This window comes from Kribbella sandramycini, from assembly GCF_013131805.1.
Lineage (GTDB): Bacteria > Actinomycetota > Actinomycetes > Propionibacteriales > Kribbellaceae > Kribbella > Kribbella sandramycini.
Map to the genome: position 1 here is coordinate 298,207 of NZ_JABJRC010000004.1, position 25,638 is coordinate 323,844.

A 25,638-nucleotide genomic window follows, 5' to 3' on the forward strand; every position below is an offset into this window, starting at 1 on the left:
GTCAGTGGAACGAAGCACCTACCACGTAGAGGCAGATCTGATCGAGTTCGCTTTCGAGGAAAACTTCGCTCTCCATGCCGAAGTTGGCCACAAGAAACGCCTTCTCAATAGACCAGTCGTATACCTAGACCAAGTTCATTGGGTTTCGCTAGCGAGAGCCCTATACAGCCGCGAGGTACCCAGAAGTCCCGAAATCACCGCGGCTGAACAGCTAATCAAACACGCCCGCGACGGCCGACTCATTCTGCCACTGTCGGCCGGACACGTCGTCGAAACCGCCAAGACCGGCGGTCGCAGGCGCGTGGATCTCGCCCGGTGCCAACTAGAGCTGTCCCGCGGGTGGCAGATGTTAAGCCCTCTCCGGACACGCGCCGCCGAGCTGACAGACTTGTTGTCCGGCCGCTTGACCGAGACGTACGCGCGGGATCGACGCGAGGCTCTATTCCGTCTGGATCCTGACGCCATCTGGGGAAGGAGCGCCCCTACACCCAAGAACGACTCGGGTCTGCCTCCCACGCTTCAGGATATCTCTGATCGGATGACCTGGATCAGTAGCCTATTCGAGATGCTATTGGCGCAAGAGCCGACCTTCCCGACAGATGGTCACGCCATGGCGTCGAAGTGGGGTCAATCGATCCATGAACTTGCGATACACATGCGCTCGAACCCACATGCCCGCAGGTATCGCCGCGATCTGACTCGCACACGGTTCTTGTCGGACATGCAGATCGACCTTGCTAATGCGGCCAAGGGTAGCGGCCTATCGACGTCTGAATTCGGCGCTTGGCTGAAGGACTCTGCAGAAAAAGACCTTGCACTACTTCCGCACCTCGCACGGCTCCGCGAGATCTTCCATCTACGAATCATCAACGCTGATGACAAGTGGGAGTCAAACGACCTAATCGACATGCTGTACCTTTCGTGCTCCGCTGGATACGCGGAGGTGGTCGTCGCAGAGAAGAAGTTTGGGAACTACCTTCTCCGCGCAGACCCGAGAGTGCCGCCAGGAGCCGCCGTCTTCCTGCGTCTCGCGGACGCTCTACCGGAGATCGAACGGCTGCTCGGTTAGCGTCACCCTCGAAGAGCCGGCCCGCGGGCTACTTCGCCCTTCTGCGCGGCGCGTGGCCAGGGCGACTAGCGCCGAGGCTGGGACTGGATCGCTGGCAACCCTCGACGACGGCAAGGCTTCGGCTTTGGGACGTATTTGGGACGGACGGCCGTAGATCGCCGGTACTGGCCGGACACAGTCGGACAGACGAAGACAGCCCCTGACCTGCGTTCTCGCAGGTCAGGGGCTGTTTTAGCGCCTGTGGCGGGTGCAGGGTTCGAACCTGCGTAGGCATAAGCCGACAGATTTACAGTCTGCTCCCTTTGGCCGCTCGGGCAACCCGCCAGGGTGCTGCCGGTTCGTGAACCGGCGTGGGAGACGATACAACAGTAGGTGGGTGTGTCGGCAAATCGGAAAGGGAAGTGGCTGTGGCTTCGGAGTCTTCGTTCGACATCGTGAACAAGGTGGACCGGCAGGAGGTGGACAACGCCGTGAACCAGGCGGCGAAGGAGATCAGCCAGCGGTTCGACTTCAAGAACGTGGACGCGGGGATCGAGTGGTCCGGGGAGTCGGTGGCGATGCAGGCGAACACGGAGGAGCGGGTGAACGCCGTTCTGGATGTGTTCAAGGACAAGTTGGTGAAGCGGCAGATCTCGCTCAAGGGGCTGGATGCGGACGAGGCGAAGCTGTCGGGGAAGATCTACAAGATCACCGCGACGATCGACGCCGGGATCACGCAGGAGAACGCGAAGAAGCTGTCGAAGCTGATTCGCGACGAGGGGCCGAAGGGCGTGAAGGCGCAGATCCAGGGTGAGGAGCTGCGGGTCTCGAGCAAGAGCCGGGACGACCTGCAGGCGGTCCAAGCGCTGATCAAGGGCCAGGAGCTGGACTTCGCCGTCCAGTTCGTCAACTACCGCTGAGCCGTCGGTACGGCGGTGAGCCTGCGGGCTCCCGCCGTACGGCGTAATCGGGTCGCCGTGGTCGGTGGGGGCGGGCATGCTGGGCGGCGTGGGTGACACGTTGCTGCGGCGGTGGTTGTACGACGACTTCGGGCTGGATGTGGTGGAACTCTCACCTGTCGGCTACGGGGCGGATCTGGCCGCGCAGGTCTGGCGGGCCACGACGGCGACCAATGCGTACGCCGTGAAGTGGAGTGGCGCCGGGACGAACACGGGCCACCAGGTGGCGGCGTACTTGGGGGACTCCGGGCTGGCTGGGGTGCCGGAGGTGGTGCGGACGGTCGACGACGGGCTGTGGACGTTTCACGGGCCTAAGAAGCGGTTGACGGTGACGCCGTGGGTCGATGGGGTGCGGGCGGCGGAGAGTGGGCTGACGGTCGAGCAGTGGGCGGCGTACGGCGTACTGCTGCGGCGCGTGCATGATGCGGAGCCGCCGGCCCGGCTCCGGGACGCGCTGCCGACGCATAGCCCGGTCGACGCGCGGGTGCCGGCAGTGGCGGCAGAAGTGCGGGAACGGCTTGAAGCGCCGTCAGATGCGGTTGAGGCGGAGCTGGCAGCGCTGTGGGCCGAGTACGCCGACACCATCGACGTACTGCTCATCAGCACCCCTCCTGCGCCCACAGGGCCGCGGGTGGTGTGTCACGGCGACCCCCACCTCGGGAACGTCCTGGTCGCCGACGGCCGTCTCCACCTCATCGACTGGGACGACGTGGTGCTCGCTCCGCGCGAACAGGACCTCATGTTCATGCTGGGCGGTATGGGTGACGTCAGTACCAGCACGCCCGAGCAGGTGGACGCGTTCCTCGCCGGCTACGGCCCGCACCCCCTCGACCACGACGCCGTCCGCTACTACCGCCACGTCCGCGCCCGCGAGGACGTCGTCCTCTGGTCCCACCAAGCCCTCACCGGCCCCGACCGCGCCGACTGCGTCCGCATCACCCGCGGCGTCCTCGCCGAAGGCCTGGTCGCGCTAGCTGTTAGTTAGGGCGGTTTCTCGGACGGTTCGGGGGGAGGCGCCTAGTTCTCGGTGGCAGGCCTTGTTGAAGGCTTGGAGGTCGGGGATGCCTACGGAGGCGGCTATGGCGGGGATGGAGAGGGTGGAGGAGGTGAGGAGGTGGCGGGCTCGAGTCAGGCGGCGTTCGCGGATGTAGGCGATGACCGTGGTGCCTAGCTCGGATTGGAAGAGGCGGGTCAGGTGGTTGTGGGATACACCGGCTGCGCGGGCCAGGGCTGGGATGGTGAGGGGGTGGGTCAGGTGGGCTTCTATGTGGGCTACGGCGGTGGTTACGGCGGGGTGGCGGGGGGCGGCTTCGGGGCGGGTGGCGGCCAGGTCGGCGAGGCGCCAGAGGAAGGTCCAGACTTCGGCGGCTACGCGGGCGGTGCCGGAGGGGGAGGCTTCGGTGGCGGAGCGGAGTAGGGCGGAGAGGGCGGGGGCTGCGGGGCCGGCGTCCTGGACGGCGGGGAGGTAGGAGGGCTCTCCGACTGCAGCGGGGCGGAAGTGGGCGTAGAGGTGTTCTGAGCGACCGCGGTAGTCGAACTGGACCTGTACGCCGGCTGGCGTCAGAGAGACGTAACCGGGGGCTACGGCGTACGTCGTACCGGCGATGGTCAGGTCGGCCGAGTAGGCGTAGAGGTGCAGCTGCCAGAGGTCGGGGAGCTGGAAGACGTCGCGGAGCGAGCGGATGCCGTGGGTGCCCGAGCCGACGTTGACGACTTCCGGGGGCGCGGCTAAGGGCAGCGCGATCATGGTGAGAAATTACCACCAGTGGTGATCCCAACCCACGCAATCCAACGGGGTAGCGACCTAGCGTTGTGGAGTAGTAACCACCACCCCGAGAGGGAGAACCATGCCCCATCCGCATCGCAAGAACCTGCTCACCTCGGTTCAGATGGCGCATTTCGTGGCGACGGGGTCGCTCCGGATGGACGCCGTCGTACCGGAGGAGATGAACCGGCAGGCGATCGAGGTCCTCGACAACGGCATCCCCGGCGTCCCGTACGGCACTCCGCTGTCGGAGGCGTTCGCGGACAGCGAGTTCGTGCAGCGGCTCGTCCAGCTGCCTGAGGTCGCCGGTGCGATCCACAGCCTGGTCGGTCCGGAGCCGACGGTCGATCACCACGCCGTCCACATCCGCAAGGCGAACGAGGGTGAGGCGCAGAACCTGCACGGTGACGCGATCATCGACGTCCGGGAGGACGCGTTCGACGTCCAGCTCATGTACTACCCGCAGGATGTGACGCTGGAGATGGGCGGCACGCTCAGCGTCCCCGGCAGCCACCTGCGGCGGACGAACGAGTCCGACACCGGCCGCTACCAGAACCTGCTCGGCCAGACCCGCCTGGTCTGCCCCGCCGGCACGGTCCAGTTCCTGCACCACGGCATCTGGCACGGCGGCCGCAAGAACGACAGCTCCATCGATCGGTACATGTTCAAGATCCGTTTCAACCCCACCGTGCGTCAGGTGGGGCTGTGGAACCTCGAGGACCTGTACGACGAGGAGGTCGCCCGCGAGCTCGGTCAGACGTTCCCGTGGTACGAGAACGCGACCGGCCGGCTGGAGATCTACAACCGGGTGAAGCTGTGGCAGGCGATCACCGGTGACGACACCTACGACCCGGACTACTGGGTGACGCGGGTGTCCAACCGCCCGCAGCGCGTGGTCTCCCAGCGCAGCGTCAACCCCCACGCCAAGAAGGTGATCGCATGACCGTTCAGCAGCAGACACTTCGCCAGCAGGTTCTGGTGCTGTACCTGGCCTCCTCCGCGCTCGACGCCCGGGTGGTCGGTTGGTCGACGTACGACGGCACTGGCGCGACGTCGCCGACTACCGGGGACAGCGACGTACCGCCGTACGCCACCGGGCTGGATGCACTGAAGGACGGCTGGCGGCTGTTCCAAGCAGCACAGCTGCTGCCGCCGCAGCCGGGGCACGAGTACGACGTCTCGTTCCTCAAACACGAGTTCTTCTTCGAGAAGCTCGTCTGACAACCACAGGGGCCATGGCATCGCGCTAAGGTGCGATGCCATGGCTCAGTCGGTTTCAGCGCGTCAGCGCGGCCTCCTGGTCGTTCTGGCGTTGCTGCTGGTCACGCTGGTCGTTCTGGTGACTGTCGTGGTCGTACGGCGGTTCGACGGGACGCCGGCGCCCACAGAGCCGAAGCGGGCGGCGGCGGAGACGCTGCAGTTCCGGCGGGTGGTCGCGGTCAAGCCGGATGGGTGTACGGCGGGGCCGAGCGTGCTGTGCGGGGTGGACGGGGCGCAGTACACGCTTGGCGCGGTTGAGGTGGACGGCTCGCAGGTGATGCGTACCGAGGCCGGGCCCGCGCAGGGAGCCACCGGGTGGGTCGTCACGCTCACATTGGATGCCGAGGGCACCAAGCTGTTCAGCGCGCTGACGACGGAGCTGGTCAAGAACCGGCCGCCGAAGAACCAGCTCGCGATCGTGGTCAAGGACCAGGTCGTCTCCGCGCCCACTGTCAGCGGGGCGATCACCGCGGGCCAGGTGCAGATCGCCGGCAACTTCACCCGCGCGCAGGCCGAGAAACTCGCCGCCGACATCACCGGCTGAGCCGACCCAGGCCCTCCTCCCCCACCGTTCGCCGGGTCAGCCCAGCACAGAAACGGGTCAGCCCACGAAACGATGGGAGGGCCCACCGCAGGCAGCTCGCCCACCCACCCCCGGCTGGGTGAGCCCAGCAAACCGGCGGGTCAGCCCAGCACGGAAACGGGTCAGCCCACGAAACAATGGGAGGGCCCACCGCAGGCAGCTCGCCCACCCACCCCCGGCTGGGTGAGCCCAGCAAACCGGCGGGTCAGCCCAGCACGGAAACGGGTCAGCCCACGAAACAATGGGAGGGCCCACCGCAGGCAGCTCGCCCACCCACCCCCGGCTGGGTGAGCCCAGCAAACCGGCGGGTCAGCCCAGCACGGAAACGGGTCAGCCCACGAAACGATGGGAGGGCCCACCGCAGGCGGCTCGCCCACCCACCGCCCGGTGGGTGGGCCCAGCAAACCGGTGGGCGAGCCCAGCAAACCGGTGGGTGGGCCCAGCAAACCGGTGGGTGGGCCCAGCAAACGGGAGGTGGTGTCAGGCGGGGAGGATGCAGACGGGCTTGGGGAAGGTGGTGGGGTCGGCGGATTGGGTCAGGGCGCCGTTGGTGATGGTGAAGGTGGCGATGGTGTCGGAGCGTTCGTTGGCCGCGTAGAGGGTGGTGGCGTCGGCGCTGAAGGCTAGGTGGCGGGGCCAGTTGCCGCCGGAGTCGATGGTTTGGGTGAGGGTGGCGGAGAGGGTGTCGGGGGCGACGGTGAAGACGGCGATGGTGTCGTCGCCGCGGTTCGAGGCGTAGAGGAAGCGGCCGTCGGCGGAGATGAGCAGCTCGGCCGGGTAGTTCTCGCCGGGGGTGTCGGCGGGGCGGGTCGAGAGGGTCTGCACGACCTGGAGCTTGCCGTCGGTGTGGGAGCAGACGGTGAGCGTGGAGTCGAGCTCGTTGACGACGTACGCCGCGGCGCCGGTCGGGTGGAAGACCAGGTGACGCGGGCCGGCGCCGGGATGGATGCGCAGGCGGTCGACCTCTTCGAGAGTGCCCTCCGGGGTCAGGGTGGAGGTGTAGACGGTGTCGGAGCCGAGGTCGACGTCGAAGACGTGGCCGCCGAAGAAGGCGACCTGGTGTGCGTGCGGGCCCTCCTGACGGTCGGCGTTCGGGCCGGTGCCCTCGCGCTGGACGATCTGGGACGCCGTACCGAGCGAGCCGTCAGCGGCGATCGGGTGGATCGCGACCGAGCCGGAGCTGTAGTTGGCCGACAGCAGATAGGCCCCGGTCGGGTCGATCCCCAGGTGGCACGGGTGCAGGCCCTCGGTCGGCTGGTCGTTCAGGAACTCCAGACCGCCGTCCGGCTGGATCGCGTACGCGCTGACCCGGCCGGGCTCCGGCGGATCGGTGACGGTTTCGTTCGTCACGTAGAGGAAGCGCCCGTCGGCCGACCGGACCAGGAACGACGGGTCGACGGCGGTCGCCGCCACCGCGATCTCCTCGAGCGGACCGAACCCGATCCCCTCGCCGCCACCCGGCTGACTGGTGTAGCTCCCGACATAGATCCGCTCAGAGGTCATGACGCATACCCTGCCATTTCACCGCACCCCGGGCACGCCCCTGTCCAAAAGCTCCAGACCGTAGAGCGCCGAACCCCATCCAAGGTCCTCGACGAGTAGCTGCCAGCCAAGCCGCCGGTACAACCGGGGCGCGGGCCGGTCGTCGGCGTACGTCGTCAGCAGCGCGCGGCGCTGCGGTAAACCATCCACCAGCGCGGTCATCAGCTCGGCGCCGATCCCCTGGCATCGAGCTGACGGACGGACGGCGAGCTCGACCACCTCGAAGTGCCCGCCGATCCAGTCGGCCGCCAGCTCCGGCGAGACTGCGCCGGCGATCCGATCCGACCACCACTGGCCGGGGTAGCCGGTGAATCCGTACGCGAAGCCGGCGACCGGCGTCTCGTAGGTGACCAGCTTGAAGTCGTCGCGCGCCGCGTGCGTCGGCAGCTGCTCGGTCGCGAACCGGACGGCGTCCGCGGACGGGTCGTCGGCGGCGAACGCGGCCGCGAACACCTCGCCCAGTTCGGCGGCGATGCCAAGAGCGGCAATCTGATCCAGCACAGCGATCATGCGGACGATCGTGACATAACCTCGCGCGTATGGACACCAAGGCTCTGCTGCGCCGGATCGGGGTCGGCGATGTTGGCGGTCCGCCGCGGCTCGAGGAGCTTGAGCGGGTCCATGAGGCGTTTGTCGATCAGGTGCCGTACGAGTCCATCCAGTACCAACTGGCGCCCGGTACGCCGCTCGATCTCGAGGAGAGCGCGCGGCGGATCATCAAGCGCGAGGCCGGCGGGTACTGCTTCCAGTTGAACGGCGTCCTCGGCGTCCTGCTCACCGAGCTCGGGTACCGCGTCCGCCTGCACCGCGGCGGCGTCGAGACGCTGAACCGTCCCGGCGAGGTCGACGCCAGTCATCTCGTGCTGACCGTTCAGGGGCTGGCCGAGGATCCGGAGCGGTTCTGGCTGGTGGACGCGGGGCTCGGCGACGGGCTGATTCGGCCGATCCCGCTGGAGACCGGCCGCGCGCGTCAGGAGCCGTTCGAGCTGGCCCTCCGCAGGTCGGAGCGAGTGATCGGCTGGCGGCTGGACCACGACGCCCGCGCGAGCCTCATCGGGATGGACTTCGAGGACGCGACCGTCACCCTGGATACGTTCGCGGCCAAGCACGCCGAGCTGTCCGGCGACCCGCAGTCCCCGTTCCGGCGGACGGCGTCCGCGTTCCGCCGCAAGGCGCACTCGGTCGTCGTACTCCGCTCCGTCGGCCGCACCGAGATCTCCAAGGATCGCGTCGACAACAGCATCATCGAAACCCCGGCCGACTACTTCGCCCTGCTCGCCGACGAGTTCCACCTCTCCCTCCCCCAGTACGGCGCCGCCCAGCGCGACCAGCTGTGGCGTCGCGTCTGGGCCCAGTACGAGGCCTACCTCACCAACGCTGCTGGGTGACGTAGTCGGCCCAGCTGGGCAGGCGAGACGGCGGCTCGTCCGCCCGGATCAGCTCGGTCTCCAGCTGCGCCGGGATGTCGAGGTCGTCGAGGAGTTCGAAGGCCGCGTGGACGACGCGGTCGTAGGACTCCCGGTCCGGGTAGTCGCGGCCGTCGATGACGGCGACACTGTTCCAGCGGTCGTCACCCCGGAGCTGGACGACGGTCAGGCGTAGCGGGCCGGTCATGTCGCCAGGGCGAAGAGGGTGCTGGGGAGGATGGAGACGACGACGGCGGCCGCGGCGAAGAGCGAGATCATCGCGACGGCGGGGGTTTCGATGTCGACGGCGAAGGGGTCGTCGGCGGGGAGGCGGAAGAGTTCGGCGATCCAGCGCAGGTAGACGGCCAGGCCGATCATGACGTTGAGGGCCATCACGATGGCGAGCCAGCCGAGGTGGGCGTCGATGACGGCCTGGAAGGCGGCGAACTTGGTGAAGAGGCCGGCCAGGCCGGGCGGCAGGCCGGCGAGGACGACCAGGAAGAAGATCAGCGCGACGGCGAGGCCGGGCTCGGAGCGGACCATGCCGCGGTAGTCGGCCAGCAGGCCCGAGGGGCGGTGCCGCTGCACGACAGCGACTGCGCCGAAGGCGCCGAGGGTGACGACGACGTACGCGGCCAGATAGCCGACGACGGCTTGGGCGTCGCCGACGGCGAGCGGGGCGAGCAGGAAGCCGACCTGGCCGATGGAGGACCAGGCGAGCAGGCGCACGGCCTCGCGCTGGCGCAGGGCGGCCAGGTTGCCGACGGTCATCGTGACGGCGGCCAGGATCGCGACGACGAGGCGCAGATCGGAGCCGTCGGGGGCGAGGCCGGTGATCACGAGCACGAGCAGACCGGCGACACCGGCCGACTTGGAGACGACGGCCAGGAACGCCGTCACCTCAACCGGAGCGCCGGCGTACGTGTCCGGGAGCCAGCCGTGGAACGGCACCGCGGCGATCTTGAAGGCGAACCCGACGATCACGAACAGCCCGGCGGCGAACGCGACCCGCTGCATACTCGGGTCGAGCCCGGTCAGCCGGTTCGCGATCGTGGTCAGGTAGAGCGAGCCGGTCACGCCGTACAGGTAGGAGATGCCGAACAGCATCACCGCGGTCGAGAGCACCGAGACCAGGAAGGCCTTCATCGCGGCCTCGGAGCCGCGCCGGTCCCGCCGGAGGGCGACGAGGGCGAAGCTCGGCAGCGAGACGACCTCGAGGGCGATCACGACGGTCGCGAGGTCGCGCGCACCGGCCAGCGTGGTCGCGCCGACCAGCGCACTCAGCAGCAGGAAGTGGTACTCACCGACGGGGATGTCGGCGGCCAACAGCCGGTACGCCGAGAGCCCGACGACCCCGAGCCCGCCGAGCAGGAGCACACCCCAGAGCCCAGCGGTCAGCGGCTCGAAGACCAGACTGCACTCGGCCGGCCCCTCCACCGCGGGGCGGCAGAAGGCCGGTTTGAAGTCGTCGCGCTGGGCCCAGACGAAGACCAGGCCGAACAGGATGACCGCCCCGGTCAGCAGCGTCACGACGGTATGCCGAAGCTGCGCCGGTGAGCTGCGCCAGAACGCGTCGATGAGCAGTACGGCGACCGCGCCGATCGCCAGCACCAGCGGTACGGCGATGGCCTGCCAGTCGGTCCATGTGAGCGTCACAGGCTCCCCCACTGGTGCAGAAGCAGGCCGGGCCAGACGCCGAGCAGCACGGTCAGCGTGATCAACGGCGTCCAGGTGATCAGCTCGATCCGGCTCAGATCGACAGCGAACGCACCGGCCGGATGTTCGGCCGGATCACCCTGGCAGAGCTTGCGGACCAGCCGCAGGAAGTACGCCGCGGTCAGCACCGTCCCGAGCCCGGCGAGCACCATGAAGACCAGGTAGGTTGCTCGCGGCAACGAGTCGGCCGGGTCGTAGGCGCCGAGCAGGACGAGCATCTCACCCCAGAAACCGGCCAGGCCGGGCAGCCCGAGGGACGCGAGACAGGCGAACGTCAACAGGGCCGCGATCCGCGGGAGCCGCGCGTACAGGGCCCGGCCGATGGTCGCGAGATCGCTGGTGTCGTGGCGGTCCTTGATCGCGCCGGCCAGGAAGAACAGCAGGCCGGTGATGATGCCGTGCGCGATGTTGGCGAACAGGGCGCCCTTCATCCCGGCGGGTGACAGCGTCGCGATCCCGAGGCCGATGAAACCCATGTGGCCGACGCTGGAGTACGCGATCAGGCGTTTCACGTCGGTCTGCCCCAGGCAGGCGAGCGAGCCGGCGATGATCGCGACCGTCGAGAACCCGCCCAGGTACGGCGCGATCGTGACGGTCGCATCCGGCAGCACCGGGACCAGGATCCGGATCAGGCCGTACGTCCCCAGCTTCAGCAGCACCCCGGCCAGAATCACCGAGCCGACCGTCGGCGCCTTGGCGTGCGCATCCGGCAGCCAGATGTGCAACGGCCAGAGCGGCACCTTCACCGCGAGCCCGACCGCGATCAGCAGCGCCGCGGCCAGCGGTACGCCGTGGCCGTCGAGGACCGGCGAGTTCGTCAGCTGGACCAGGTCGAACGTGCCCGCCTGCCGGAAGACCAGCAGGAAGCCGAGCAGCATCAGCGCGGACCCGAACACCGTCATCAGCACGAACGTCGTCGCCGCGCGCTTGCGCCCCGGGGCGTCGTGGTCGTCACCCCAGATGTCGATGATCAGCCACATCGGGATCAGCACGATCTCGAAGCAGACGAAGAACAGCACCAGATCCATCGCGCTGAACGCGCCGATCACCCCGGCTTCGATGACCAGCAGCAACGCGACCAGCGAACGCATCCGGCCGATCCGCGGCGTGATCTTCAGCGAGTAGACACAGCACAGGAACGTCAGCAGCGCGGTCAGCACGATCAGCGGGACCGAGATCGAGTCGACCCCGACATGGAACCGGACGCCGAGCGACGGAATCCATGGGACGTCGGTGACGCCGTGCAGCGGCTTGACCTGCTCGCCGGGCGCGAGGGTCTCGCCGCCGGAGACGTAGGCGATCCAGCCGTTCGCCGGCGTCCAGAGCAGGAGCGAGCCGACGAGCACCAGGCCGGACACGACAGCGCCGTACAGGGCCGCCAACCGCTCGCCGAGCTGGACCGGCAGTGCCCAGAGCGCGAGCGCGGCCAGAACCGGCAGCGCGAGGATGGCGAGCAGGACGCCGGCCGCGAAGTCGTCGTTCGCCACCGTGATCATCACGAGGCGATCACCCCCGCCAGCACGGCAAGCGCGACGACGCCGACGACGGCCGCGGTCAGATAGGTCTGAACGTTACCGGTCTGCAGGAGCCGGAAACCCTGCGATGCCAACGCACCGCTGCGCCCCACGGCCCGGACGTACGCTCCGACCACGTCGCGATCCCCCAGCACACTCAGCTTGCTCAACCACCGAACCGGTACGACGAACAGCGCGTGGTACGCCCGGTCGACGCCGAACTCGCGCTCCAGCAGCACGGGCCGCGGGTCCGCGCCGCGCGACCACAGCGAGTACGCCGGGAGCACCCCGAAGATCACCACGACCGTCGACGCGAGCGCGACGACCCAGTTCAGATGCAGCCCGTCGACGTACCCGAGGGCGATGGCGCCCAGCGCGAGCAGGACGAGCGGCGCGAGCATCAGCCAGGAGGCGTCCTTGAGTTTGGAGGTGTCCGGATCCTCGAGGTCGGCCATCGGGTCGTCGGCCTCGAACGCGCCGACGGCTCCGGCGAGGGCCGGCGTCCGGAAGAAGACCCACAGCCAGAGCCGCATGCAGTAGAACGCCGTCAGCCCCGCGGTCAGCCCGACCGAGACCAGGACGAACCAGCCGACGACCGAGCCGCCGTGCGCGTGCTCCCAGGCCGCTTCGAGCACGCTGTCCTTGGAGAAGAACCCCGCGAACCCCGGTACGCCGGCCAGGGCGGCGAGACCGATCGTCATCGTGACGAACGTGACCGGCAGCGCCTTCCGGAGCCGGCCACGGCGCGTGTAGCGCCGGAGTACGACGAAGGCGGCGCTGCCGACCTGGTGCAGCAGGACGCCGGCGCAGAGGAACAGCAAGCCCTTGAACGCGGCGTGGGTGACGAGGTGGAACAAAGCTGCGTGCCGACCCTCATGCGTGCCGAGGGAGAGCGCCGCGAACATGATCGCGAGCTGGCTGACCGTCGACCAGGCGAGCACTCGCTTCACCTCGACGGCGGCCGCGGCGCAGAGCGCGGCGTACAGCATCGTCACGCAGGCGACGATCGCCAGGACCGTCATCGTGGTGGCCGAGGCGGCGAACACGTCGTACAGGCGGGCGATCAGGAAGACACCGGCGGCGACCATGGTCGCGGCGTGGATCAGCGCGCTGACCGGGCTCGGGCCGGGCATCGCATCGGGAAGCCAGGTCTGCAGGGGGACCTGGGCGGATTTGCCGACGACGCCGACCAGGAGCAGCAGCGTGCCGGTGGTGAGGACGCCGGGATCGATCTGGGCCGGGTCGAGCGCGGAGATCCGGAAGGTGCCCGCGCCGACGCCGAGGACGAAGATGCCGAACAGGAAACCGACGTCCGCAAGCCGAGTCATCAGGAACGCCTTGACCGCGCCGGAGCGGGCCTCGCGGCGCTCCCAGTAGTGGCTGATCAACAGGTACGAGCAGGCGCCCATCACCTCCCAGCCGATCAGCAGCAGGAACAGGCTGTCCGCGACCACGACGGCAGCCATCGCGGCGGTGAAGAGCGTGACGAGCGCGTGGTACGACGCCGCGCGCTCGTGCAGGTAGCCGAGGGAGTAGATCTGGACGCACGTCGCGACGACGCCGACGACCGCGAGCAACAGCACGGTCAGGTCGTCGGTGCGGACGGCGAACCCGATCGTGACCTCGCCGATCTGCGAGTTCAGGAAGGCGTGCTGGCTGGCGGAGTCGCCGTACAGGAGGGCGGCGATCAACACCAAGAGGAGCGAGAAGCCGACTCCGGCGACGCGCCAGACGGTCGCGATCACGTCGGGGACTCCTCGCGCTCATCCGCTTCGGCCAGGTCGCGGGCGGCGTCCGCGTCGACATGCCCGTGGCCGCGGAACAACAGCAGCACGATCGCCAGCCCGAGGCCGATCTCGGCCGCGGCCAGCGTGATCACGAAGACCGCGAGCGTCTGCCCGGTGGCCAGGCCGTCGAGACGCCAGGCGTCGAAGGCGATCAGGTTCAGGTTGACGGCGTTCAGCATCAGCTCGAGCGACATCAGGATGGTGACCGCGTTACGGCGGGCCAGGACGCCGTACACGCCGAGGCAGAACAGGACGACCGCGAGCAGCAGCGGCAGGACGAGCGGCATCTCAGCTCTCCCCGGACTTGCGCTGGGACAGGGCGATCGCGCCGATCAGCGCGGCCAGCAGCAGCACCGAGAGCACCTCGAACGGGAGCACCCAGGTCTTGAAGATCGCCGTCCCGACGGTCTCCGCGTCGCCGGCCGGGACCGGTTTGATCTTTTCCTTGCCGAAGGCAATTACTACACCGGTGCCGAGGAGGAGCGCGAGGACGCCGGCGACCGCGGCCGCGAACGGGCTGCGCGCCGTCGTCAGCGTGGGCAGCGGATTGGTGGGCGCCTTGGTCAGCATCAGCGCGAACAGGACGAGGACGACGATCGCGCCGACGTACACCAGGATCTGGACGAGCGCGACGAACTCGGCATGCAGGGCGCCGAAGCACCCGGCGACCGCGCCGAGCGTGACCACCAGCCACAACGCCGCATGGACGATCCGGCGCGACGTCACCACCAGCACGGCCGAAACCACCGCCACGACGGCCGCGACGGCGAACAGAGCAGTTGTCACGCGCCGTCCTCCGACGCTGTGACGGACGGCCCCGGGTCGATCGGCTGCGGCGCGGGCACCGTCCACATCCAGTCGCGCAGGCGCTCCTTCTCATGGGTCAGGTTGCGCAGCTCGGTCTCGGCGTACTCGAACTCGGGCGACCAGAACAACGCGTCGAACGGGCACGCCTCGATGCAGATCCCGCAGTACATACAAAGACTGAAGTCGATCGCGAACCGATCCAGCACGTTCCGGCTGCGCTCCCGCGCCTGCTCCCCGACCGAGGGCGCCGTCTCCGTGTGCGAATCGATGTAGATGCACCAGCTGGGGCACTCCCGCGCGCACAACATGCACGACGTGCAGTTCTCCTCCAGCAGCGCGATCACCCCGCGGGACCGCGGCGGCAGCTCCGGCTGCACCTCCGGATACTGCTCCGTCACCGCCCGACGGCCCAAGGTCTTCGCAGTGACCTTCAGCCCCTCGAACAACCCCTTACCCGGCACACCCACCGCTCCACCTCCCCGTCAACAGTCCCGTACACCGAGGACACTAACCGTTCTCCCCCTCACGACGCGCCCAACCCTACGCACCCACCTGCCGACAGTGGGTTAGAAGAGCACAACTCCGACACCGGTCAGCGCCAGCTGAGCCAGGGCGACCGGGACGAGGAGTTGCCAGGCGAGTTTTTGGAGTTGGTCGGCGCGGAGGCGGGGGAAGGAGACGCGGACCCAGATGACGAGGAGGGCGACGAGGGCGGTTTTGAGGAGGGTCCAGAGCCAGCCGAGGGAGTCGGGGCCGGGGCCGGACCAGCCGCCGAGGAAGAGGACGGCGGTGAGGGCCGAGAGGACGACGATGCCGGTGTACTCGGCGAGGAGGAAGAGGGCGAAGCGGAGGCCGGTGTATTCGGTGTAGGGGCCGAAGATGACTTCGGAGTCGGCGACGGGCATGTCGAAGGGCGGGCGCTGGAGCTCGGCCAGGCCGGCGATGAAGAAGACGACCAGGCCGGGGAGCTGCCAGAGCAGCCACCAGGGGTTCCAGGCTTCGGCGATACCGGTGAGGCTGAGCGAGCCGGCGGCGACGGCGACGCTCGCGGCGGACAGGACGAACGGGAGCTCGTAGCTCATCAGCTGGGCCGCGACCCGCAGTCCGCCGACGAGGCTGTACTTGTTGCCGCTGCCCCAGCCGGCCATCAGCGAGCCGAGGACGCCGATGCTCATCACGGCGAGTACGAAGAACAGGCCGGAGTCGAGGTCGGCGCCGACGATGCCGGGGGCGATCGGGATCGCGGCCAGGGCGGCGAGGTACGGGAGGATGGCGACGTACGGCGCCCACTCGAAGACGCGTTTGTCGGCCGCGGCCGGCGTCACGCTCTCCTTCTGGACGAACTTCACCCCGTCGGCGACGAGCTGCGCCCAGCCGTGGAAACCCCCGGCGTACATCGGGCCGAGCCGCGACTGCATGTGCGCCATCACCTTGTGCTCGGCCTGGCCGACCACCAGCGGCGCCACCAGGAAGGCGACCAGTACGCCGACCACCCGCACCACGAACTCCAGCATGCCCGTCACTCTATCGACTCCAGCTTGACCTGAACCGCCGTTGAGGTCGCAGGCTCGACGGCATGAGCACAGTTCTGATCACCGGAGCCACTGGGCGCGTCGGGCGCCACGTCGTCACCGGACTCCTCGCAGCGGGCGTCGCCGTCCGCGCCCTCGTCCGTACGCCGGACCGAGCCAACCTGCCCGCGGACGTCGAACTCGTCGTCGGCGATCTCTACGACCCGTCCGCCGTCCGCCAGGCCTCAGTTGGGGCAGATGCGGCGTTTCTGCTCTGGCCGTCGTTCTCGGCGGACGGTGCGGCGAAGGCGGCCCAGTGGGTTCGCCGTCAACGCGCAGGGGTGGGCAGCGGAGCTCCGGGCGAGCGACGTCGTCCGGCTGCCGTATCCGAAGGCGGCGCGGTCGTTGATCCACGAGCGGGACATCGCGGCGGTCGCCGTACTCGCGCTGCTGGACGAGCGGCCTCCGCCACCTACTGGGCCTCCCTGGTCGACACACCCGAACCAGTCACCACCACAGTCACCACCCTGACCGGCCGCCCAGCACTCACCTTCGCCGACTGGTCCGCCGAACACGCCGACCTGTTCCGCGTCCCCAGCACTCAGGAGCTTGCGGACCGGTACGTCGCGGCGTTCCGCGCGGGCCGTTTCGACGCGGCCCTTGCGTTGACCGCACCCGATCTGGTCCGGGTGGCGCCGCTGGAGGGCACCGAACTCGTCGGGCGTGAGGCCATCCTCGACAATGCGCGCCGGCTGAATGCACATCTCGAGTACGTCGGCGTCGAGCTACTCGGCCCGTTCGTCCGTAACGATCAGTTCGCCGTTCGCTTCACCTTCGATGAACGGCACCTCGTCACCGGTGCGCGCTCGACTACGACCAAGCTGTCGCTGTACACCGTCAGCCAGGGCCGAATCACCCACGAGCAGGTCTTCTACCACTCCCCGCCACCTGGCTGAGTCACTCGGCGGCGACCGGGGGTGGGGTGTCGGTTGGGGGTGGGGGGTCGGTGGGGGTGGATTGGCGGCGGGCTCGGCGTTCGCCTGGGGGGCCGCCGGCTCGGCGGGGGCGGGCGGGGGTGGCGGCGGCGTGGGCGGGGGCCAGGGGGTCCGGGTCGGGGGTGCCGGGTGGGCGGGGGCCCCAGGTTTCGGGGTCGGGGACGCCGGGTGGGAGGGTGCGGCGGCGGCTGGGAGCGCCGCCGGCGGGGGCGTGGTCGGACTCGCCGGGTTCTTTGGCGCCGGGCCAGGGTTTGGCGACGCGGGAGGCGAGGATGAACTCCTTGCGCAGGGGGTGGCCCTCGAAGCCGTCGGGGAGCAGGAGCGGGACGAGGTTAGGGTGGCCTTCGAAGGTGATGCCGAACATCTCGAAGGTCTCGCGCTCGTGCCAGTTCGCGCCGGCGTACAGGTCGGAGAGGGTGGCGAGGGTTGGCTGGTCGCGCGGGATCAGCGTGCGGACGAGCAGGTGCTCGACGTGTGCGCCGCCCCAGAAGTCGGCCAGGTGCGAGACGACGCGGAAGCCGTCGGTGAGCTCGTCGGACGCGGAGAGGAAGTCGAAGAAGGTGAGGCCGACGGCGTCCCGGAGCACTTCGTGGGCGGCGACCCAATCACCCGGCGGCACGTCGACCGCGGCCGGGCCGAAGCTGTCGGCCGCCGTCGCTTCGATCCCCGCGCTGACCAACGCCTCGAGCGCGTCGCTCATGCGCCAGCTCCCTGGCCGGTCGGCGGGGGGACGAGGTCACGGGTGAGGGCGGCCGGGCTCGGCTCGTCGTAGCGGTCGGCGAGTTTCTCGCCGGCAATCTTCTCCTGGAGTTTGAGGATGCCCTGGAGGAGCGCTTCGGGGCGCGGCGGGCAGCCGGGCACGTAGACGTCGACGGGGATGATCTGGTCGACGCCTTTGGTGACGCAGTACGAATCCCAGTACGGGCCGCCGGAGTTGGAGCAGGAGCCGAAGGAGATCACGTACTTGGGCTCGGGCATCTGGTCGTAGAGCCGTTTGATCGCGGGCGCCATCTTGTCGGTGACCGTGCCGGAGACGACCATCAGGTCGGCCTGGCGGGGGCCGGGCGCGAACGGGATCACGCCGAGGCGGATGAAGTCGTGCCGGCCCATCGAGGCCGCGATGAACTCGATCGCGCAGCAGGCCAGGCCGAAGTTGAACACCCAGAGCGAGTACTTGCGGCCCCAGTTCAACAGGTAGCGGACCGGCTGCGGCGCCAGCTTGGCCAGCGGACCGACCGCTGGGCGCACGGCGGGCATCGGCAGGTCGGTCATGAGGTCAGCCTAGTCCTGCGATCTCCTCGGCGAAGATCTCTGGGTACTCCAGCGGGGCGAAGTGGCCGACGCCGTCGACGAGGCGGAGCCGGACGTCGCTGAAGAAGTCGTCGAGGCGGTCCGACCAGGCGCGGGGGAAGAGCGGGTCGAACTCGGGCCAGAGGACGACGGTGGGCACGTGGATCCGGTCGTACGACGCCGGGGCGGTCTCGGCCGCGGAGACGGCGACTGCGCCCGCACCACCGCGGTACCAGTTCAGGGAGGCGGTGAACGCGCCGGGGCGCGAGTAGACGTCGACCAGGTGGTCGAGGTCAGGGACGAAGTCCGGGCCGGACCAGTGCTGCCAGAAATGGTTCAGGTAGGTGCGGACGGCGTCGGGCTTGCCGTCGATCAGCTCCTCGATCAGCGGCAGCCGGTGGAACGACTGGTACCAGAACTCACGTTGCGCCTGCTCCGAGAACACTCGCTTACCGATCCCGGGCAGCGGTGGGGCCACCACCAGACCGTCGATCAGCTCCGGGCGGGTACGCGCGATGTGCTGCGCCACCCGGCTCCCGACGTCGTACCCAGCCAGCACAGGCCGGTCGAGACCGAGCTCTTCAATCAGCCCGACAACACTTCGTGCCTGGCCTGCAGCGCCGAACTGCTGCGGATCAAAGGAGGAAGCAGACGCCGAGCCGCCCACCGGGGTCAAGGGTGGGGTGTAGGAGGCGCCGAAGCCTCGGAGGTCTGGGGTTAGGACGTCGTGGCCGTGGGCGGCCAGGAGGGGGGCCAGAAGGCGGTGGTCGGTTCGGTCGCCGGGCCAGCCGTGGAGGAGGACTACTGGGGGGCCGTCGCCGCCGGTGCGGTCGTACTGGAGTTCGAATCCGTCTACGGGGGCGCTTCGCATACAGGGCATTGTGATCTACGGTGATTGAACAGGACTGAACAGGTTCATTTCGGGTTGGGGAGACGCGATGAGTGAGCAGGTGGAGTCGCGCGGGTTCGCGGTGGAGAGCAACGGGCTGAACGTGATCGCGGACGCCGATCGGAAGGGGCGGCCGAGTCAGCTGTTCTGGCCGTGGTTCGGGGCGAACGTTTCGGTGCTCGGGTTGAGCTACGGGGCGTTCGCGCTCGATTTCGGGATCTCGTTCTGGCAGGCGGTCGGGGCCGGGCTGGTCGGGATCGTGTTCTCGTTCCTGCTCTGCGGGTTGATCTCGCTCGCGGGTAAACGGGGTTCGGCGCCGACGCTGGTGCTCAGCCGGGCGGCGTTCGGCGTCCGGGGGAACAAGCTGCCCTCGCTCGTGGCGTGGCTGCTGACGGTCGGGTGGGAGACCGTGCTGACGATCCTCGCGACGCTCGCCACCGCGACGGTGTTCGAACGGCTCGGCTGGGGCGGCGGGGCGATCACGAAGGTGGTCGCGTTGCTGGTGGTCGGCGTCCTGATCGTCGCGTGCGGGGTGCTCGGCTTCGACCTGATCATGCGCGCGCAGACGATCATCACCGTGGTCACCGGCGTCCTGACGATCGTCTACATCGCGCTGGTCGCGGAGAAGATCCACTGGAACATGGTGTCGACGCTGCCGAGCGGATCGAGCCAGCAGGTGCTCGGCGCGCTCGTCTTCCTGATGACCGGCTTCGGCCTCGGCTGGGTGAACGCGGCCGCCGACTACTCCCGCTACCTGCCGCGCCAGTCCTCCAGCCGCGGCGTCGTCGGCTGGACGACGTTCGGCGGATCGGTCGCGCCGATCGTGCTGCTGCTGTTCGGCCTGCTGCTGGCCGGCTCGTCCGCCGACCTCAGCAAGGCGATCGCGGGCGATCCGATCGGCGCGCTCGCGGCCGCGCTGCCGACGTGGTTCCTGGTGCCGTTCGTGCTCGTCGCGGTCCTCGGGCTGGTGGGCGGCGCCGTCCTCGACATCTACTCGTCGGGTCTGGCGCTGCTGTCGATCGGTCTGCCCGCGCCGCGGTACGTCGCCGCGCTCATCGACGGGCTGGTGATGATCGCGGGCACGATCTACGTCGTGTTCTTCGGGGACGAGTTCCTCGGCCAGTTCCAGGGCTTCCTGATCACGCTCGGCGTCCCGATCGCGGCCTGGTGCGGGATCATGCTGGCCGATATCGCGAGCCGGCGCCGCGACTACGCCGAGGCCGATCTGTTCGACCGGCGCGGCCGGTACGGCGACGTCCGCTGGCTGCCGGTCGGGACGATGATCGTTGCCACTGGCATCGGTTGGGGGCTGGTAACGAGTTCGGCGGCGTCCTGGCTGACCTGGCAGGGGTATCTGCTCGGGCCGCTCGGCGGGAAGGATGGGCCGTGGGCCTATGCGAACCTCGGCGTCCTGTTCGCCCTGGTGCTCGGGTTCGCCGTCCAGCTCGTCGCCGGTGCGTCCTCCGTCCGCCGCCAGGAAGCTGTCTGACAGTGCCGGAAGGGCTCAAACACGAGCGCGTAGCCGCCGTACTGGATCGGGAGGTGCGGGCCGGTCTGGTGCGGCGGGGCGCACGGTTGCCGGGGGAGGTCGAGCTGGCGCGCCGGTTCGGCGTCAGCCGGAACACGGTGCGCGCCGCGCTGGCGATTCTGGCGCGGGAGGGGCTGATCAGCACGCGCAGCGGGAAGGGTTCGTTCGCGGCCTTCGACGGGCGGCCGCTCGACGGTCGCCTCGGCTGGACGCACGCGCCCGCCGACCCGGTGCTGGACGTCGAGTCCCGGACGATCCGGATCGCGCACGAGCGGACGTCGCACCGCTCGCTCAGCACCGAGAAACTGATCGTCATCGAACGGCTCCAGCTCGTCGGCGACACCCCGATCGCCTGGGAGCGCAGCTGGGTGCCCGCGCTCGAGCCGCTCCGCGATCTCCCCCGCAAAGGCCTCGTCAACGACTCGATCGCCGTCACCCTCACCCGCGCCGGCCTGCACCCCGACCACTGCAGCCAGCGCCTCCGCACCCGCCCCCTCACCCCCGCCGAAGCCGCCACACTGGCCCGCTCCCCCGGCGTCCCCTTCCTGCACACCGAACGCACCAGCTGGACCGCCGACGACCGTTTCGCCGAACACGCCGAATGTCTCCTCGACCCGGCTCACTACGAACTCACCCTCGACTACGGCACCGCCTAAGTACGCCCGAACGGGTCGTCTAGGGAGTTGTGCTGATGTGGCTCGGGGGCTCAGGCGCGCACGGTGGGGGCATCGACCAGCTCTCCGGAGGAGACGATGTTTCCGTACAGCAGTGACGCGGTGATGGCTGAGGCTCGGTATCGGCAGGAGAAGTTGCGGCGGGAGTACCAGCGGCCCGGCCGGTTGTGGCGTAAGGCGAAGGCGCGGCGGGTGGAGCCGTGCGCCCCGGAGCTCCGGGCTCGTCCCGCGATGTGAGTTCGCAAATCCCAAGAGTCCCTTGAAGTACCGGCGCGGCCGGCTCCAGCACAGGAGCCGGCCGCGCGGTCGTTGGTTGGCTCCTTAGGAGGGTCCTAAGGAGGCCTGAGGACCGGGGATAGGGAGGAGTTCGGATGTGCGGGGTCACCTCAGGCGAGCAGATTTACACCTGTCGGCAGGGAGCCGGCACCGCGAAGACGGAGGAACACATGTTCAGCAACACCGCATCGGTCCAGGCCGAGATCGCCTACCGCAAGGAGCGCCTCGCCCGGGACTTCCGGACGCACCGTACGACGAGCGGCCGGCGCACTTTCGCCCACCTGTTCACCCGGAAAGCCTGAGGGGAGGAAACCACCATGTTCATGACTCAGCAGACCATTCAGGCCGAGACCGCCTGGCGCCGTGAGCGGACCACGCGTCTGTTCCGGAAGACCGCGCGCCGGGTGCAGCCGGCCGAGCAGGCCGCCAAGCCCGCTCCGCGGCACGCGCGCCGGGCCCTGCGACCCACCACGGTCGCGTGATCACCACAGCGACCGCCCGTCAGGACGCGGTCACCGCAAGCGCCGTCCCCGACCGGGAACACTCGGTCGCGGACGGCGTTTTGGTTGCCGTTGGCGATCATCGGACGGGCTGCCGTCGATTTGTGTCGGCTCCAGGGGCGAAGATGGACAACGTGCCTTGGACCTCGACACCTCTCGTCGGCCGCTCGACCGAGATGGCCACCCTGATCAGCGCCGTCGACGACGCCAAAACGCGTCGGGCCGGCGCCGTCCTGCTGTCCGGGGACGCCGGGGTCGGCAAGACCCGGCTGCTCGACGAGGTGGCGACGGGGGCCCATGAGCGCGGCTTCGGCGTCCTGGTCGGGCACTGCACCGATTTCGGGGACGCCGGGCTGCCCTTCCTCGCCTTCTCGGAGATCTTCGGCCGCCTGGCCGGGGAGCGGCCCGACCTGGTCGAGAGCGTTCTGAAGAACTTCCCCGCGATCGGCCGGCTCCTGCCGACGCACCGGTTGATCGGCGCGCAGCCCGTCGCCCAGGAGGGTCAGCTCGACCGGGCCGCCCTGTTCGACGCCGTGCTCGGCGCGTTCACCGCGCTGTCCGCCAGCGAGCCGCTGGTCGTGATCGTCGAGGACGCCCACTGGGCCGACGACTCCACCCGGGATCTGATCGGCTTCCTGATCACCCGACTGACCTCGCAGCGGCTGGCGCTGATCGTCTCCTACCGCAGCGACGACCTGCACCGCCGGCATCCGCTGCGCCGTCCGATCGCCGAGTGGTCCCGCAATCCGCGCGTACGCCGGGTCAACGTCCTCCCGCTGGACGCCGCCGAATCGCGTTCACTGCTCGATTCACTCGTCACCGAACCGCTGTCGGAGACCGAAGTCCGCCGAATCCTCGAACGCGCGGGCGGCAACGCGTTCTTCACCGAGGAGCTGGTCGCCGCTGCCTCGATGGGCGACGGCGACGCCGTCCCGCCGGATCTGGCCGACCTGCTGCTCGTCCGCCTCGACCCGCTGTCGGACGACGCCCGTCAGGTCGCGCGCGTGATCGCCGTCGCCGGACGCCGCGTCCCGCACACCCTGCTGACCACGGTCGCCGGCCTGCCCGACCGCCAGCTCGACCAGGCGCTGCGCGAGCTGATCGACGCGCACATCATCGACGTCCCAGGTAACGCCAGCTACTACTTCCGCCACGCGCTGCTGGCCGAGGCCGTGTACGACGATCTGCTGCCCGGTGAGCGCGTTCGGCAGCACGCGGCGTACGTCCAAGCCTTGAAGGACCAGACCGTCGCGGGGACGGCGGCCGAGCTCGCGGGCCACGCGACGCGCTCCCACGACCTGGCGACGGCGTTCGAGGCGCGCGTCCGGGCCGGTCAGGAGGCGCTGACCGTCGCCGCGCCGCAGGAGGGGCTCAAGCACTACGAGATGGCGCTGGAGCTGTTCCCGAACGCCGCCCCCGACAACACCATCGACAAGACCTGGCTGATCGCCGAGACCGCGCTCGCGGCCACGCTGTCCTCACAGCATCTGCGCGGCGTCAAACTGCTCCGCAAGGCACTCGCCGATCTCCCTCCGGATGCGCCGAAGCTGCAGCGCGCCCAACTGCTGCTCCCGCTCGCGGATATCGCGCTGATCATCGACCAGGACCAAGAGGCCAACGAAGCCGCGACACAAGCGCTCAAGCAGGTCGCCGACGAGCCGTCGACCCCGTTCAAGGCCCAGATCGCCTCGCTGTACGCGCGGGTCTCGGCCGGCCTCGGCCGGTCGATGGAGGCCGAGCGCTGGGCGCACAAGGCGCTCGAGATCGCCCGCGAGGCCGGTGAGGAGTCTGCCGCCGAGGACGCCGGGATCACGCTCGCCCAGCTGCGCCGGCGCGCCGGCGACCCGGCGACGGCCACCAAACAGATGGAGGAGGCCGCCGTCCGCGCCCAACTGGCCGGGGATGCCGCGGCCGAGGTGCGCAGCCGGTTCCTGCTCGGCTCGATCCAGTACGAGGAAGGCGATCTGGAGTCCGCGAAGACCACCTTCGCCGTCACCTGCCAGCGCGCCGGTGAGCTGGGCCGCCAGTGGGCGGCGTACGGGTTCGACGCGCGGCGAATGCTCGCGCTCACCCAGTTCACCCTGGGCGATTGGGACGGCGTCGCCACGACGACCCGGACCGATTCCGGTACGCCGGGGGCGTCGGCGGCCGCATTGCGCGCCGTCGAGGCCAACGTTCGCGGAGCCCGCGGGGACACCGCGGTCGCCGAAGAGCTGGTGATGCTGCGCAAGTGGTGGGATCTGGACGTGCTGGTCCCGGTCATCGGTTTGCAGCCGGCCGTCGAGGCGTACCTGGAGCTCGATCGGATCCCGGACGCGGAGAAGCTGATCAAGGATGTCACCGCCCTGTGCGCGGATATCTTCCAAACCGATCTGTTCACCGGCCGGGTCCGGTTCTCGACGCTGGCGCTGCAGGTGCTCTGCCACCGCGCGGTCGGGGAGCCGTCGGCCGCGAAGGAGCTGGTCGAGCGCGGCGCCGAGCTGGTCGCGATCGGGCAGGAGACCGCGGAGAAAGGGCTGCCGCCGGGCCGCCTGCTCGGCGTCGAAGGGCTGGCCTGGTTGTCGCGGCTCGAGGCCGAATGGGAGCGGCTGCGCTGGCTGACCGGGATCGATCCGCCGTCACCGGAGGAGCATGTCGCGGTGTGGCGGCGTACGGCGGAGGCGTTCGGCTACGGCTATGTGTACGAGGAGGCGTGGTCGCGAGCTCGGTTGTCCGACGCGTTCCGCGCGGCCGGTCGCGTTGCCGAGGCCAACGAGCAGGCGACACTGGCCGCCGAGACCGCGCGCCGGCTGGGGGCGAAGTCCCTGCTCGAAGCGCTCGGCGGCGATGGCCCGGGAGCCGGCGGCACCGCGCTGACCGCGCGGGAGACCGAGGTGCTCAAGCTGCTCGCCGAGGGCCGCACGAACCGGCAGCTGGCCCGCGAGTTGTACATCAGCGAGAAGACGGTCAGCGTGCACGTGTCGAACATCCTCGGCAAGCTCGGCGTCCGCTCCCGGACGGAGGCCGCCGCGGTGGCCAGGCGGGACGGCCTCCTCGCCTAAACGGCTGACCCAGCACACGCAGTTGCCGTACACAAGCGACTGATCCAGCACCCTCGGTTGCTGCATCGAACGACTGACCCAGCACAGAAAGTGCACCGCTCACGAACGGCGCTGTGCGGGCCACCGATCGTGAGCGGTGCTGGGCGGAGCCCGGGTGGGGACCGGGCATTCCACGTCCTGGCGCGCAGCCAGGGCTGCTAGCCGTGCTTTCGGCGCCGTCCGGGCTCGGGCTGGAGGCGGCCGGCCCGCCGGGTGGCCAGCTCGTCGGCCGGAGCCGGCGGACGATCGATCCGCGTGATGTCGTCGAAGACGTGCTGTGCGTGCCGCATCCGGGTCAGCAGGTAGACCAGGAAGGCAGCCGTGAGGACTCCGATTACTACCCAGAGTTGCCAGTTCATGGCCTCACCGCCCTGTACGTGTCCCGTACCGCCGCGTAATCACGATAACCGCGAATCGACCCGTTGGCGACAGTGCGGACGCAGTCCGTTAACGGGATGCGCAATTGTTGCCTGGCGCAATCACATACGGTGATCGGGCAACCACCAGA

General features: G+C 69.2%; 28 protein-coding genes, 1 tRNA gene and 1 pseudogene. 14 read left to right on the forward strand and 16 right to left on the reverse strand.

The genetic code is table 11. From position 1 onward, the window contains the following. Nucleotides 1–4: 4 nt before the first annotated feature. On the forward strand, nucleotides 5–1,069 hold the full coding sequence (locus HPO96_RS19625) for a hypothetical protein (protein ID WP_171674942.1): 1,065 nt from the start codon (nucleotides 5–7) through the stop codon (nucleotides 1,067–1,069). Nucleotides 1,070–1,310: 241 nt separating this feature from the next. Here the strand turns inward: HPO96_RS19625 and HPO96_RS19630 are convergent. After that, nucleotides 1,311–1,393: transfer RNA gene (locus HPO96_RS19630), tRNA-Tyr, on the reverse strand. 83 nt (nucleotides 1,394–1,476) lie between these two features. Here HPO96_RS19630 and HPO96_RS19635 point away from each other — a divergent pair. Together HPO96_RS19635 and HPO96_RS19640 are read left to right on the forward strand one after the other, a co-directional pair. Beyond that, a complete protein-coding gene (locus HPO96_RS19635; RefSeq protein ID WP_171674943.1) occupies nucleotides 1,477–1,968 on the forward strand; it encodes a YajQ family cyclic di-GMP-binding protein in 492 nt (163 codons plus the stop codon). Nucleotides 1,969–2,056: 88 nt separating this feature from the next. Beyond that, nucleotides 2,057–2,992, forward strand: a complete 936-nt coding sequence (locus HPO96_RS19640) for a phosphotransferase (RefSeq protein ID WP_171674944.1) — start codon at nucleotides 2,057–2,059, stop codon at nucleotides 2,990–2,992. Here HPO96_RS19640 and HPO96_RS39155 read toward each other — a convergent pair. Next, on the reverse strand, nucleotides 2,978–3,754 hold the full coding sequence (locus HPO96_RS39155) for an AraC family transcriptional regulator (RefSeq protein ID WP_171674945.1): 777 nt from the start codon (nucleotides 3,752–3,754) through the stop codon (nucleotides 2,978–2,980). The genes HPO96_RS19640 and HPO96_RS39155 overlap by 15 nt on opposite strands. A gap of 100 nt (nucleotides 3,755–3,854) precedes the next feature. Here HPO96_RS39155 and HPO96_RS19650 point away from each other — a divergent pair, with 100 nt between their 5' ends. The 3 genes from HPO96_RS19650 to HPO96_RS19660 are packed head-to-tail and all read left to right on the forward strand — an operon-like array spanning nucleotide 3,855 to nucleotide 5,576. Continuing rightward, nucleotides 3,855–4,715, forward strand: coding sequence for a phytanoyl-CoA dioxygenase family protein (locus HPO96_RS19650; protein ID WP_171674946.1), 861 nt, complete (start codon nucleotides 3,855–3,857; stop codon nucleotides 4,713–4,715). Further along, a complete protein-coding gene (locus HPO96_RS19655; RefSeq protein WP_171674947.1) occupies nucleotides 4,712–4,993 on the forward strand; it encodes a hypothetical protein in 282 nt (93 codons plus the stop codon). Before HPO96_RS19650 ends, HPO96_RS19655 begins: the two co-directional genes overlap by 4 nt. A gap of 40 nt (nucleotides 4,994–5,033) precedes the next feature. Beyond that, nucleotides 5,034–5,576 carry a SecDF P1 head subdomain-containing protein gene (locus tag HPO96_RS19660; protein ID WP_171674948.1) on the forward strand — a complete coding sequence of 181 codons (543 nt, stop codon included), beginning with the start codon at nucleotides 5,034–5,036 and terminating at the stop codon, nucleotides 5,574–5,576. 519 nt (nucleotides 5,577–6,095) lie between these two features. Here HPO96_RS19660 and HPO96_RS19665 read toward each other — a convergent pair. Together HPO96_RS19665 and HPO96_RS19670 are read right to left on the reverse strand one after the other, a co-directional pair. Next, nucleotides 6,096–7,118: a lactonase family protein gene (locus tag HPO96_RS19665; protein ID WP_171674949.1), complete on the reverse strand. Its 1,023-nt coding sequence runs from the start codon at nucleotides 7,116–7,118 to the stop codon at nucleotides 6,096–6,098. A gap of 18 nt (nucleotides 7,119–7,136) precedes the next feature. Then, on the reverse strand, nucleotides 7,137–7,667 hold the full coding sequence (locus tag HPO96_RS19670) for a GNAT family N-acetyltransferase (protein WP_171674950.1): 531 nt from the start codon (nucleotides 7,665–7,667) through the stop codon (nucleotides 7,137–7,139). 29 nt (nucleotides 7,668–7,696) lie between these two features. On the opposite strand from HPO96_RS19670, the gene HPO96_RS19675 reads away from it, so the two are divergent. Next, nucleotides 7,697–8,545, forward strand: coding sequence for an arylamine N-acetyltransferase family protein (locus HPO96_RS19675; protein WP_171674951.1), 849 nt, complete (start codon nucleotides 7,697–7,699; stop codon nucleotides 8,543–8,545). On the opposite strand, the gene HPO96_RS19680 is transcribed toward HPO96_RS19675, so the two are convergent. From HPO96_RS19680 to HPO96_RS19715, 8 genes and pseudogenes are all read right to left on the reverse strand, one after another. Continuing rightward, entirely contained in the window at nucleotides 8,526–8,771 is a 246-nt protein-coding gene (locus HPO96_RS19680; protein WP_171674952.1) for a hypothetical protein, read from the reverse strand. The genes HPO96_RS19675 and HPO96_RS19680 overlap by 20 nt on opposite strands. After that, nucleotides 8,768–10,219 carry an NADH-quinone oxidoreductase subunit N gene (locus tag HPO96_RS19685; RefSeq protein WP_171674953.1) on the reverse strand — a complete coding sequence of 484 codons (1,452 nt, stop codon included), beginning with the start codon at nucleotides 10,217–10,219 and terminating at the stop codon, nucleotides 8,768–8,770. The genes HPO96_RS19680 and HPO96_RS19685 overlap by 4 nt, the downstream gene beginning before the upstream one ends. Next, the gene (locus HPO96_RS19690; RefSeq protein ID WP_171675161.1) at nucleotides 10,216–11,775 is read right to left on the reverse strand and encodes a complex I subunit 4 family protein; all 1,560 of its coding nucleotides are present in this window, start codon (nucleotides 11,773–11,775) and stop codon (nucleotides 10,216–10,218) included. Before HPO96_RS19690 ends, HPO96_RS19685 begins: the two co-directional genes overlap by 4 nt. Further along, complete coding sequence (locus tag HPO96_RS19695) at nucleotides 11,775–13,538, reverse strand: proton-conducting transporter transmembrane domain-containing protein (RefSeq protein WP_171674954.1); 1,764 nt, start codon at nucleotides 13,536–13,538, stop codon at nucleotides 11,775–11,777. Before HPO96_RS19695 ends, HPO96_RS19690 begins: the two co-directional genes overlap by 1 nt. Continuing rightward, complete coding sequence (gene nuoK / locus HPO96_RS19700) at nucleotides 13,535–13,867, reverse strand: NADH-quinone oxidoreductase subunit NuoK (protein ID WP_171674955.1); 333 nt, start codon at nucleotides 13,865–13,867, stop codon at nucleotides 13,535–13,537. Before nuoK ends, HPO96_RS19695 begins: the two co-directional genes overlap by 4 nt. A 1-nt stretch (nucleotide 13,868) precedes the next feature. Continuing rightward, nucleotides 13,869–14,366 (reverse strand): NADH-quinone oxidoreductase subunit J, encoded by a 498-nt coding sequence (locus HPO96_RS19705; RefSeq protein ID WP_171674956.1) that lies wholly within the window; start codon nucleotides 14,364–14,366, stop codon nucleotides 13,869–13,871. A 137-nt stretch (nucleotides 14,367–14,503) separates the two neighbouring features. Next, a pseudogene (locus HPO96_RS38370) lies at nucleotides 14,504–14,731 on the reverse strand (4Fe-4S binding protein); the annotation flags it as partial. 222 nt (nucleotides 14,732–14,953) lie between these two features. Continuing rightward, nucleotides 14,954–15,901: a complex I subunit 1/NuoH family protein gene (locus tag HPO96_RS19715; RefSeq protein WP_202886170.1), complete on the reverse strand. Its 948-nt coding sequence runs from the start codon at nucleotides 15,899–15,901 to the stop codon at nucleotides 14,954–14,956. A gap of 62 nt (nucleotides 15,902–15,963) precedes the next feature. On the opposite strand from HPO96_RS19715, the gene HPO96_RS38375 reads away from it, so the two are divergent. Next, nucleotides 15,964–16,854, forward strand: coding sequence for a nuclear transport factor 2 family protein (locus HPO96_RS38375; protein ID WP_238355305.1), 891 nt, complete (start codon nucleotides 15,964–15,966; stop codon nucleotides 16,852–16,854). 1 nt (nucleotide 16,855) lies between these two features. Here the strand turns inward: HPO96_RS38375 and HPO96_RS19725 are convergent, their stop codons facing one another. The 3 genes from HPO96_RS19725 to HPO96_RS19735 are packed head-to-tail and all read right to left on the reverse strand — an operon-like array spanning nucleotide 16,856 to nucleotide 19,054. Beyond that, a complete protein-coding gene (locus HPO96_RS19725; RefSeq protein WP_171674959.1) occupies nucleotides 16,856–17,593 on the reverse strand; it encodes an NADH-quinone oxidoreductase subunit C in 738 nt (245 codons plus the stop codon). Then, nucleotides 17,590–18,165 carry an NADH-quinone oxidoreductase subunit B gene (locus HPO96_RS19730; protein WP_238355306.1) on the reverse strand — a complete coding sequence of 192 codons (576 nt, stop codon included), beginning with the start codon at nucleotides 18,163–18,165 and terminating at the stop codon, nucleotides 17,590–17,592. Before HPO96_RS19730 ends, HPO96_RS19725 begins: the two co-directional genes overlap by 4 nt. Before the next feature lie 4 nt (nucleotides 18,166–18,169). Then, on the reverse strand, nucleotides 18,170–19,054 hold the full coding sequence (locus HPO96_RS19735) for an alpha/beta fold hydrolase (protein WP_171674960.1): 885 nt from the start codon (nucleotides 19,052–19,054) through the stop codon (nucleotides 18,170–18,172). A 67-nt stretch (nucleotides 19,055–19,121) separates the two neighbouring features. Here HPO96_RS19735 and HPO96_RS19740 point away from each other — a divergent pair, with 67 nt between their 5' ends. The 6 genes from HPO96_RS19740 (at nucleotide 19,122) to HPO96_RS39165 (ending at nucleotide 25,091) form a co-directional block, all read left to right on the forward strand. Further along, nucleotides 19,122–20,561, forward strand: coding sequence for a purine-cytosine permease family protein (locus HPO96_RS19740; protein ID WP_171674961.1), 1,440 nt, complete (start codon nucleotides 19,122–19,124; stop codon nucleotides 20,559–20,561). A 2-nt stretch (nucleotides 20,562–20,563) separates the two neighbouring features. Next, complete coding sequence (locus HPO96_RS19745) at nucleotides 20,564–21,256, forward strand: GntR family transcriptional regulator (RefSeq protein ID WP_337796722.1); 693 nt, start codon at nucleotides 20,564–20,566, stop codon at nucleotides 21,254–21,256. Between the two features lie 96 nt (nucleotides 21,257–21,352). Next, nucleotides 21,353–21,511 carry a hypothetical protein gene (locus HPO96_RS19750; RefSeq protein ID WP_171674962.1) on the forward strand — a complete coding sequence of 53 codons (159 nt, stop codon included), beginning with the start codon at nucleotides 21,353–21,355 and terminating at the stop codon, nucleotides 21,509–21,511. Between the two features lie 209 nt (nucleotides 21,512–21,720). Continuing rightward, nucleotides 21,721–21,852, forward strand: a complete 132-nt coding sequence (locus tag HPO96_RS39160) for a hypothetical protein (RefSeq protein ID WP_272954638.1) — start codon at nucleotides 21,721–21,723, stop codon at nucleotides 21,850–21,852. 15 nt (nucleotides 21,853–21,867) lie between these two features. Further along, complete coding sequence (locus tag HPO96_RS19755; protein ID WP_171674963.1) at nucleotides 21,868–22,032, forward strand: hypothetical protein; 165 nt, start codon at nucleotides 21,868–21,870, stop codon at nucleotides 22,030–22,032. A gap of 143 nt (nucleotides 22,033–22,175) precedes the next feature. Beyond that, nucleotides 22,176–25,091 carry a helix-turn-helix transcriptional regulator gene (locus HPO96_RS39165; protein ID WP_171674964.1) on the forward strand — a complete coding sequence of 972 codons (2,916 nt, stop codon included), beginning with the start codon at nucleotides 22,176–22,178 and terminating at the stop codon, nucleotides 25,089–25,091. Nucleotides 25,092–25,288: 197 nt separating this feature from the next. Here the strand turns inward: HPO96_RS39165 and HPO96_RS19765 are convergent, their stop codons facing one another. Beyond that, nucleotides 25,289–25,489, reverse strand: coding sequence for a hypothetical protein (locus HPO96_RS19765; RefSeq protein WP_171674965.1), 201 nt, complete (start codon nucleotides 25,487–25,489; stop codon nucleotides 25,289–25,291). Nucleotides 25,490–25,638 lie beyond the last annotated feature (149 nt).

What these genes read in the sequence shown, in the direction of transcription:
- HPO96_RS19750 (WP_171674962.1), top strand. Translation starts at nt 21,353, where the DNA reads ATGTTTCCGTACAGCAGTGACGCGGTGATGGCTGAGGCTCGGTATCGG.
- HPO96_RS19740 (WP_171674961.1), top strand. Translation starts at nt 19,122, where the DNA reads ATGAGTGAGCAGGTGGAGTCGCGCGGGTTCGCGGTGGAGAGCAACGGG.
- HPO96_RS39165 (WP_171674964.1), top strand. Translation starts at nt 22,176, where the DNA reads ATGGACAACGTGCCTTGGACCTCGACACCTCTCGTCGGCCGCTCGACC.
- HPO96_RS19725 (WP_171674959.1), bottom strand. Translation starts at nt 17,593, where the DNA reads ATGAGCGACGCGCTCGAGGCGTTGGTCAGCGCGGGGATCGAAGCGACG.
- HPO96_RS38375 (WP_238355305.1), top strand. Translation starts at nt 15,964, where the DNA reads ATGAGCACAGTTCTGATCACCGGAGCCACTGGGCGCGTCGGGCGCCAC.
- HPO96_RS19735 (WP_171674960.1), bottom strand. Translation starts at nt 19,054, where the DNA reads ATGCGAAGCGCCCCCGTAGACGGATTCGAACTCCAGTACGACCGCACC.
- HPO96_RS19730 (WP_238355306.1), bottom strand. Translation starts at nt 18,165, where the DNA reads ATGACCGACCTGCCGATGCCCGCCGTGCGCCCAGCGGTCGGTCCGCTG.
- HPO96_RS19715 (WP_202886170.1), bottom strand. Translation starts at nt 15,901, where the DNA reads ATGCTGGAGTTCGTGGTGCGGGTGGTCGGCGTACTGGTCGCCTTCCTG.
- HPO96_RS19650 (WP_171674946.1), top strand. Translation starts at nt 3,855, where the DNA reads ATGCCCCATCCGCATCGCAAGAACCTGCTCACCTCGGTTCAGATGGCG.
- HPO96_RS19755 (WP_171674963.1), top strand. Translation starts at nt 21,868, where the DNA reads ATGTTCATGACTCAGCAGACCATTCAGGCCGAGACCGCCTGGCGCCGT.
- HPO96_RS19655 (WP_171674947.1), top strand. Translation starts at nt 4,712, where the DNA reads ATGACCGTTCAGCAGCAGACACTTCGCCAGCAGGTTCTGGTGCTGTAC.
- nuoK (WP_171674955.1), bottom strand. Translation starts at nt 13,867, where the DNA reads ATGCCGCTCGTCCTGCCGCTGCTGCTCGCGGTCGTCCTGTTCTGCCTC.
- HPO96_RS19660 (WP_171674948.1), top strand. Translation starts at nt 5,034, where the DNA reads ATGGCTCAGTCGGTTTCAGCGCGTCAGCGCGGCCTCCTGGTCGTTCTG.
- HPO96_RS39155 (WP_171674945.1), bottom strand. Translation starts at nt 3,754, where the DNA reads ATGATCGCGCTGCCCTTAGCCGCGCCCCCGGAAGTCGTCAACGTCGGC.
- HPO96_RS19765 (WP_171674965.1), bottom strand. Translation starts at nt 25,489, where the DNA reads ATGAACTGGCAACTCTGGGTAGTAATCGGAGTCCTCACGGCTGCCTTC.
- HPO96_RS19670 (WP_171674950.1), bottom strand. Translation starts at nt 7,667, where the DNA reads ATGATCGCTGTGCTGGATCAGATTGCCGCTCTTGGCATCGCCGCCGAA.
- HPO96_RS19665 (WP_171674949.1), bottom strand. Translation starts at nt 7,118, where the DNA reads ATGACCTCTGAGCGGATCTATGTCGGGAGCTACACCAGTCAGCCGGGT.
- HPO96_RS19675 (WP_171674951.1), top strand. Translation starts at nt 7,697, where the DNA reads ATGGACACCAAGGCTCTGCTGCGCCGGATCGGGGTCGGCGATGTTGGC.
- HPO96_RS19680 (WP_171674952.1), bottom strand. Translation starts at nt 8,771, where the DNA reads ATGACCGGCCCGCTACGCCTGACCGTCGTCCAGCTCCGGGGTGACGAC.
- HPO96_RS39160 (WP_272954638.1), top strand. Translation starts at nt 21,721, where the DNA reads ATGTTCAGCAACACCGCATCGGTCCAGGCCGAGATCGCCTACCGCAAG.
- HPO96_RS19690 (WP_171675161.1), bottom strand. Translation starts at nt 11,775, where the DNA reads ATGATCACGGTGGCGAACGACGACTTCGCGGCCGGCGTCCTGCTCGCC.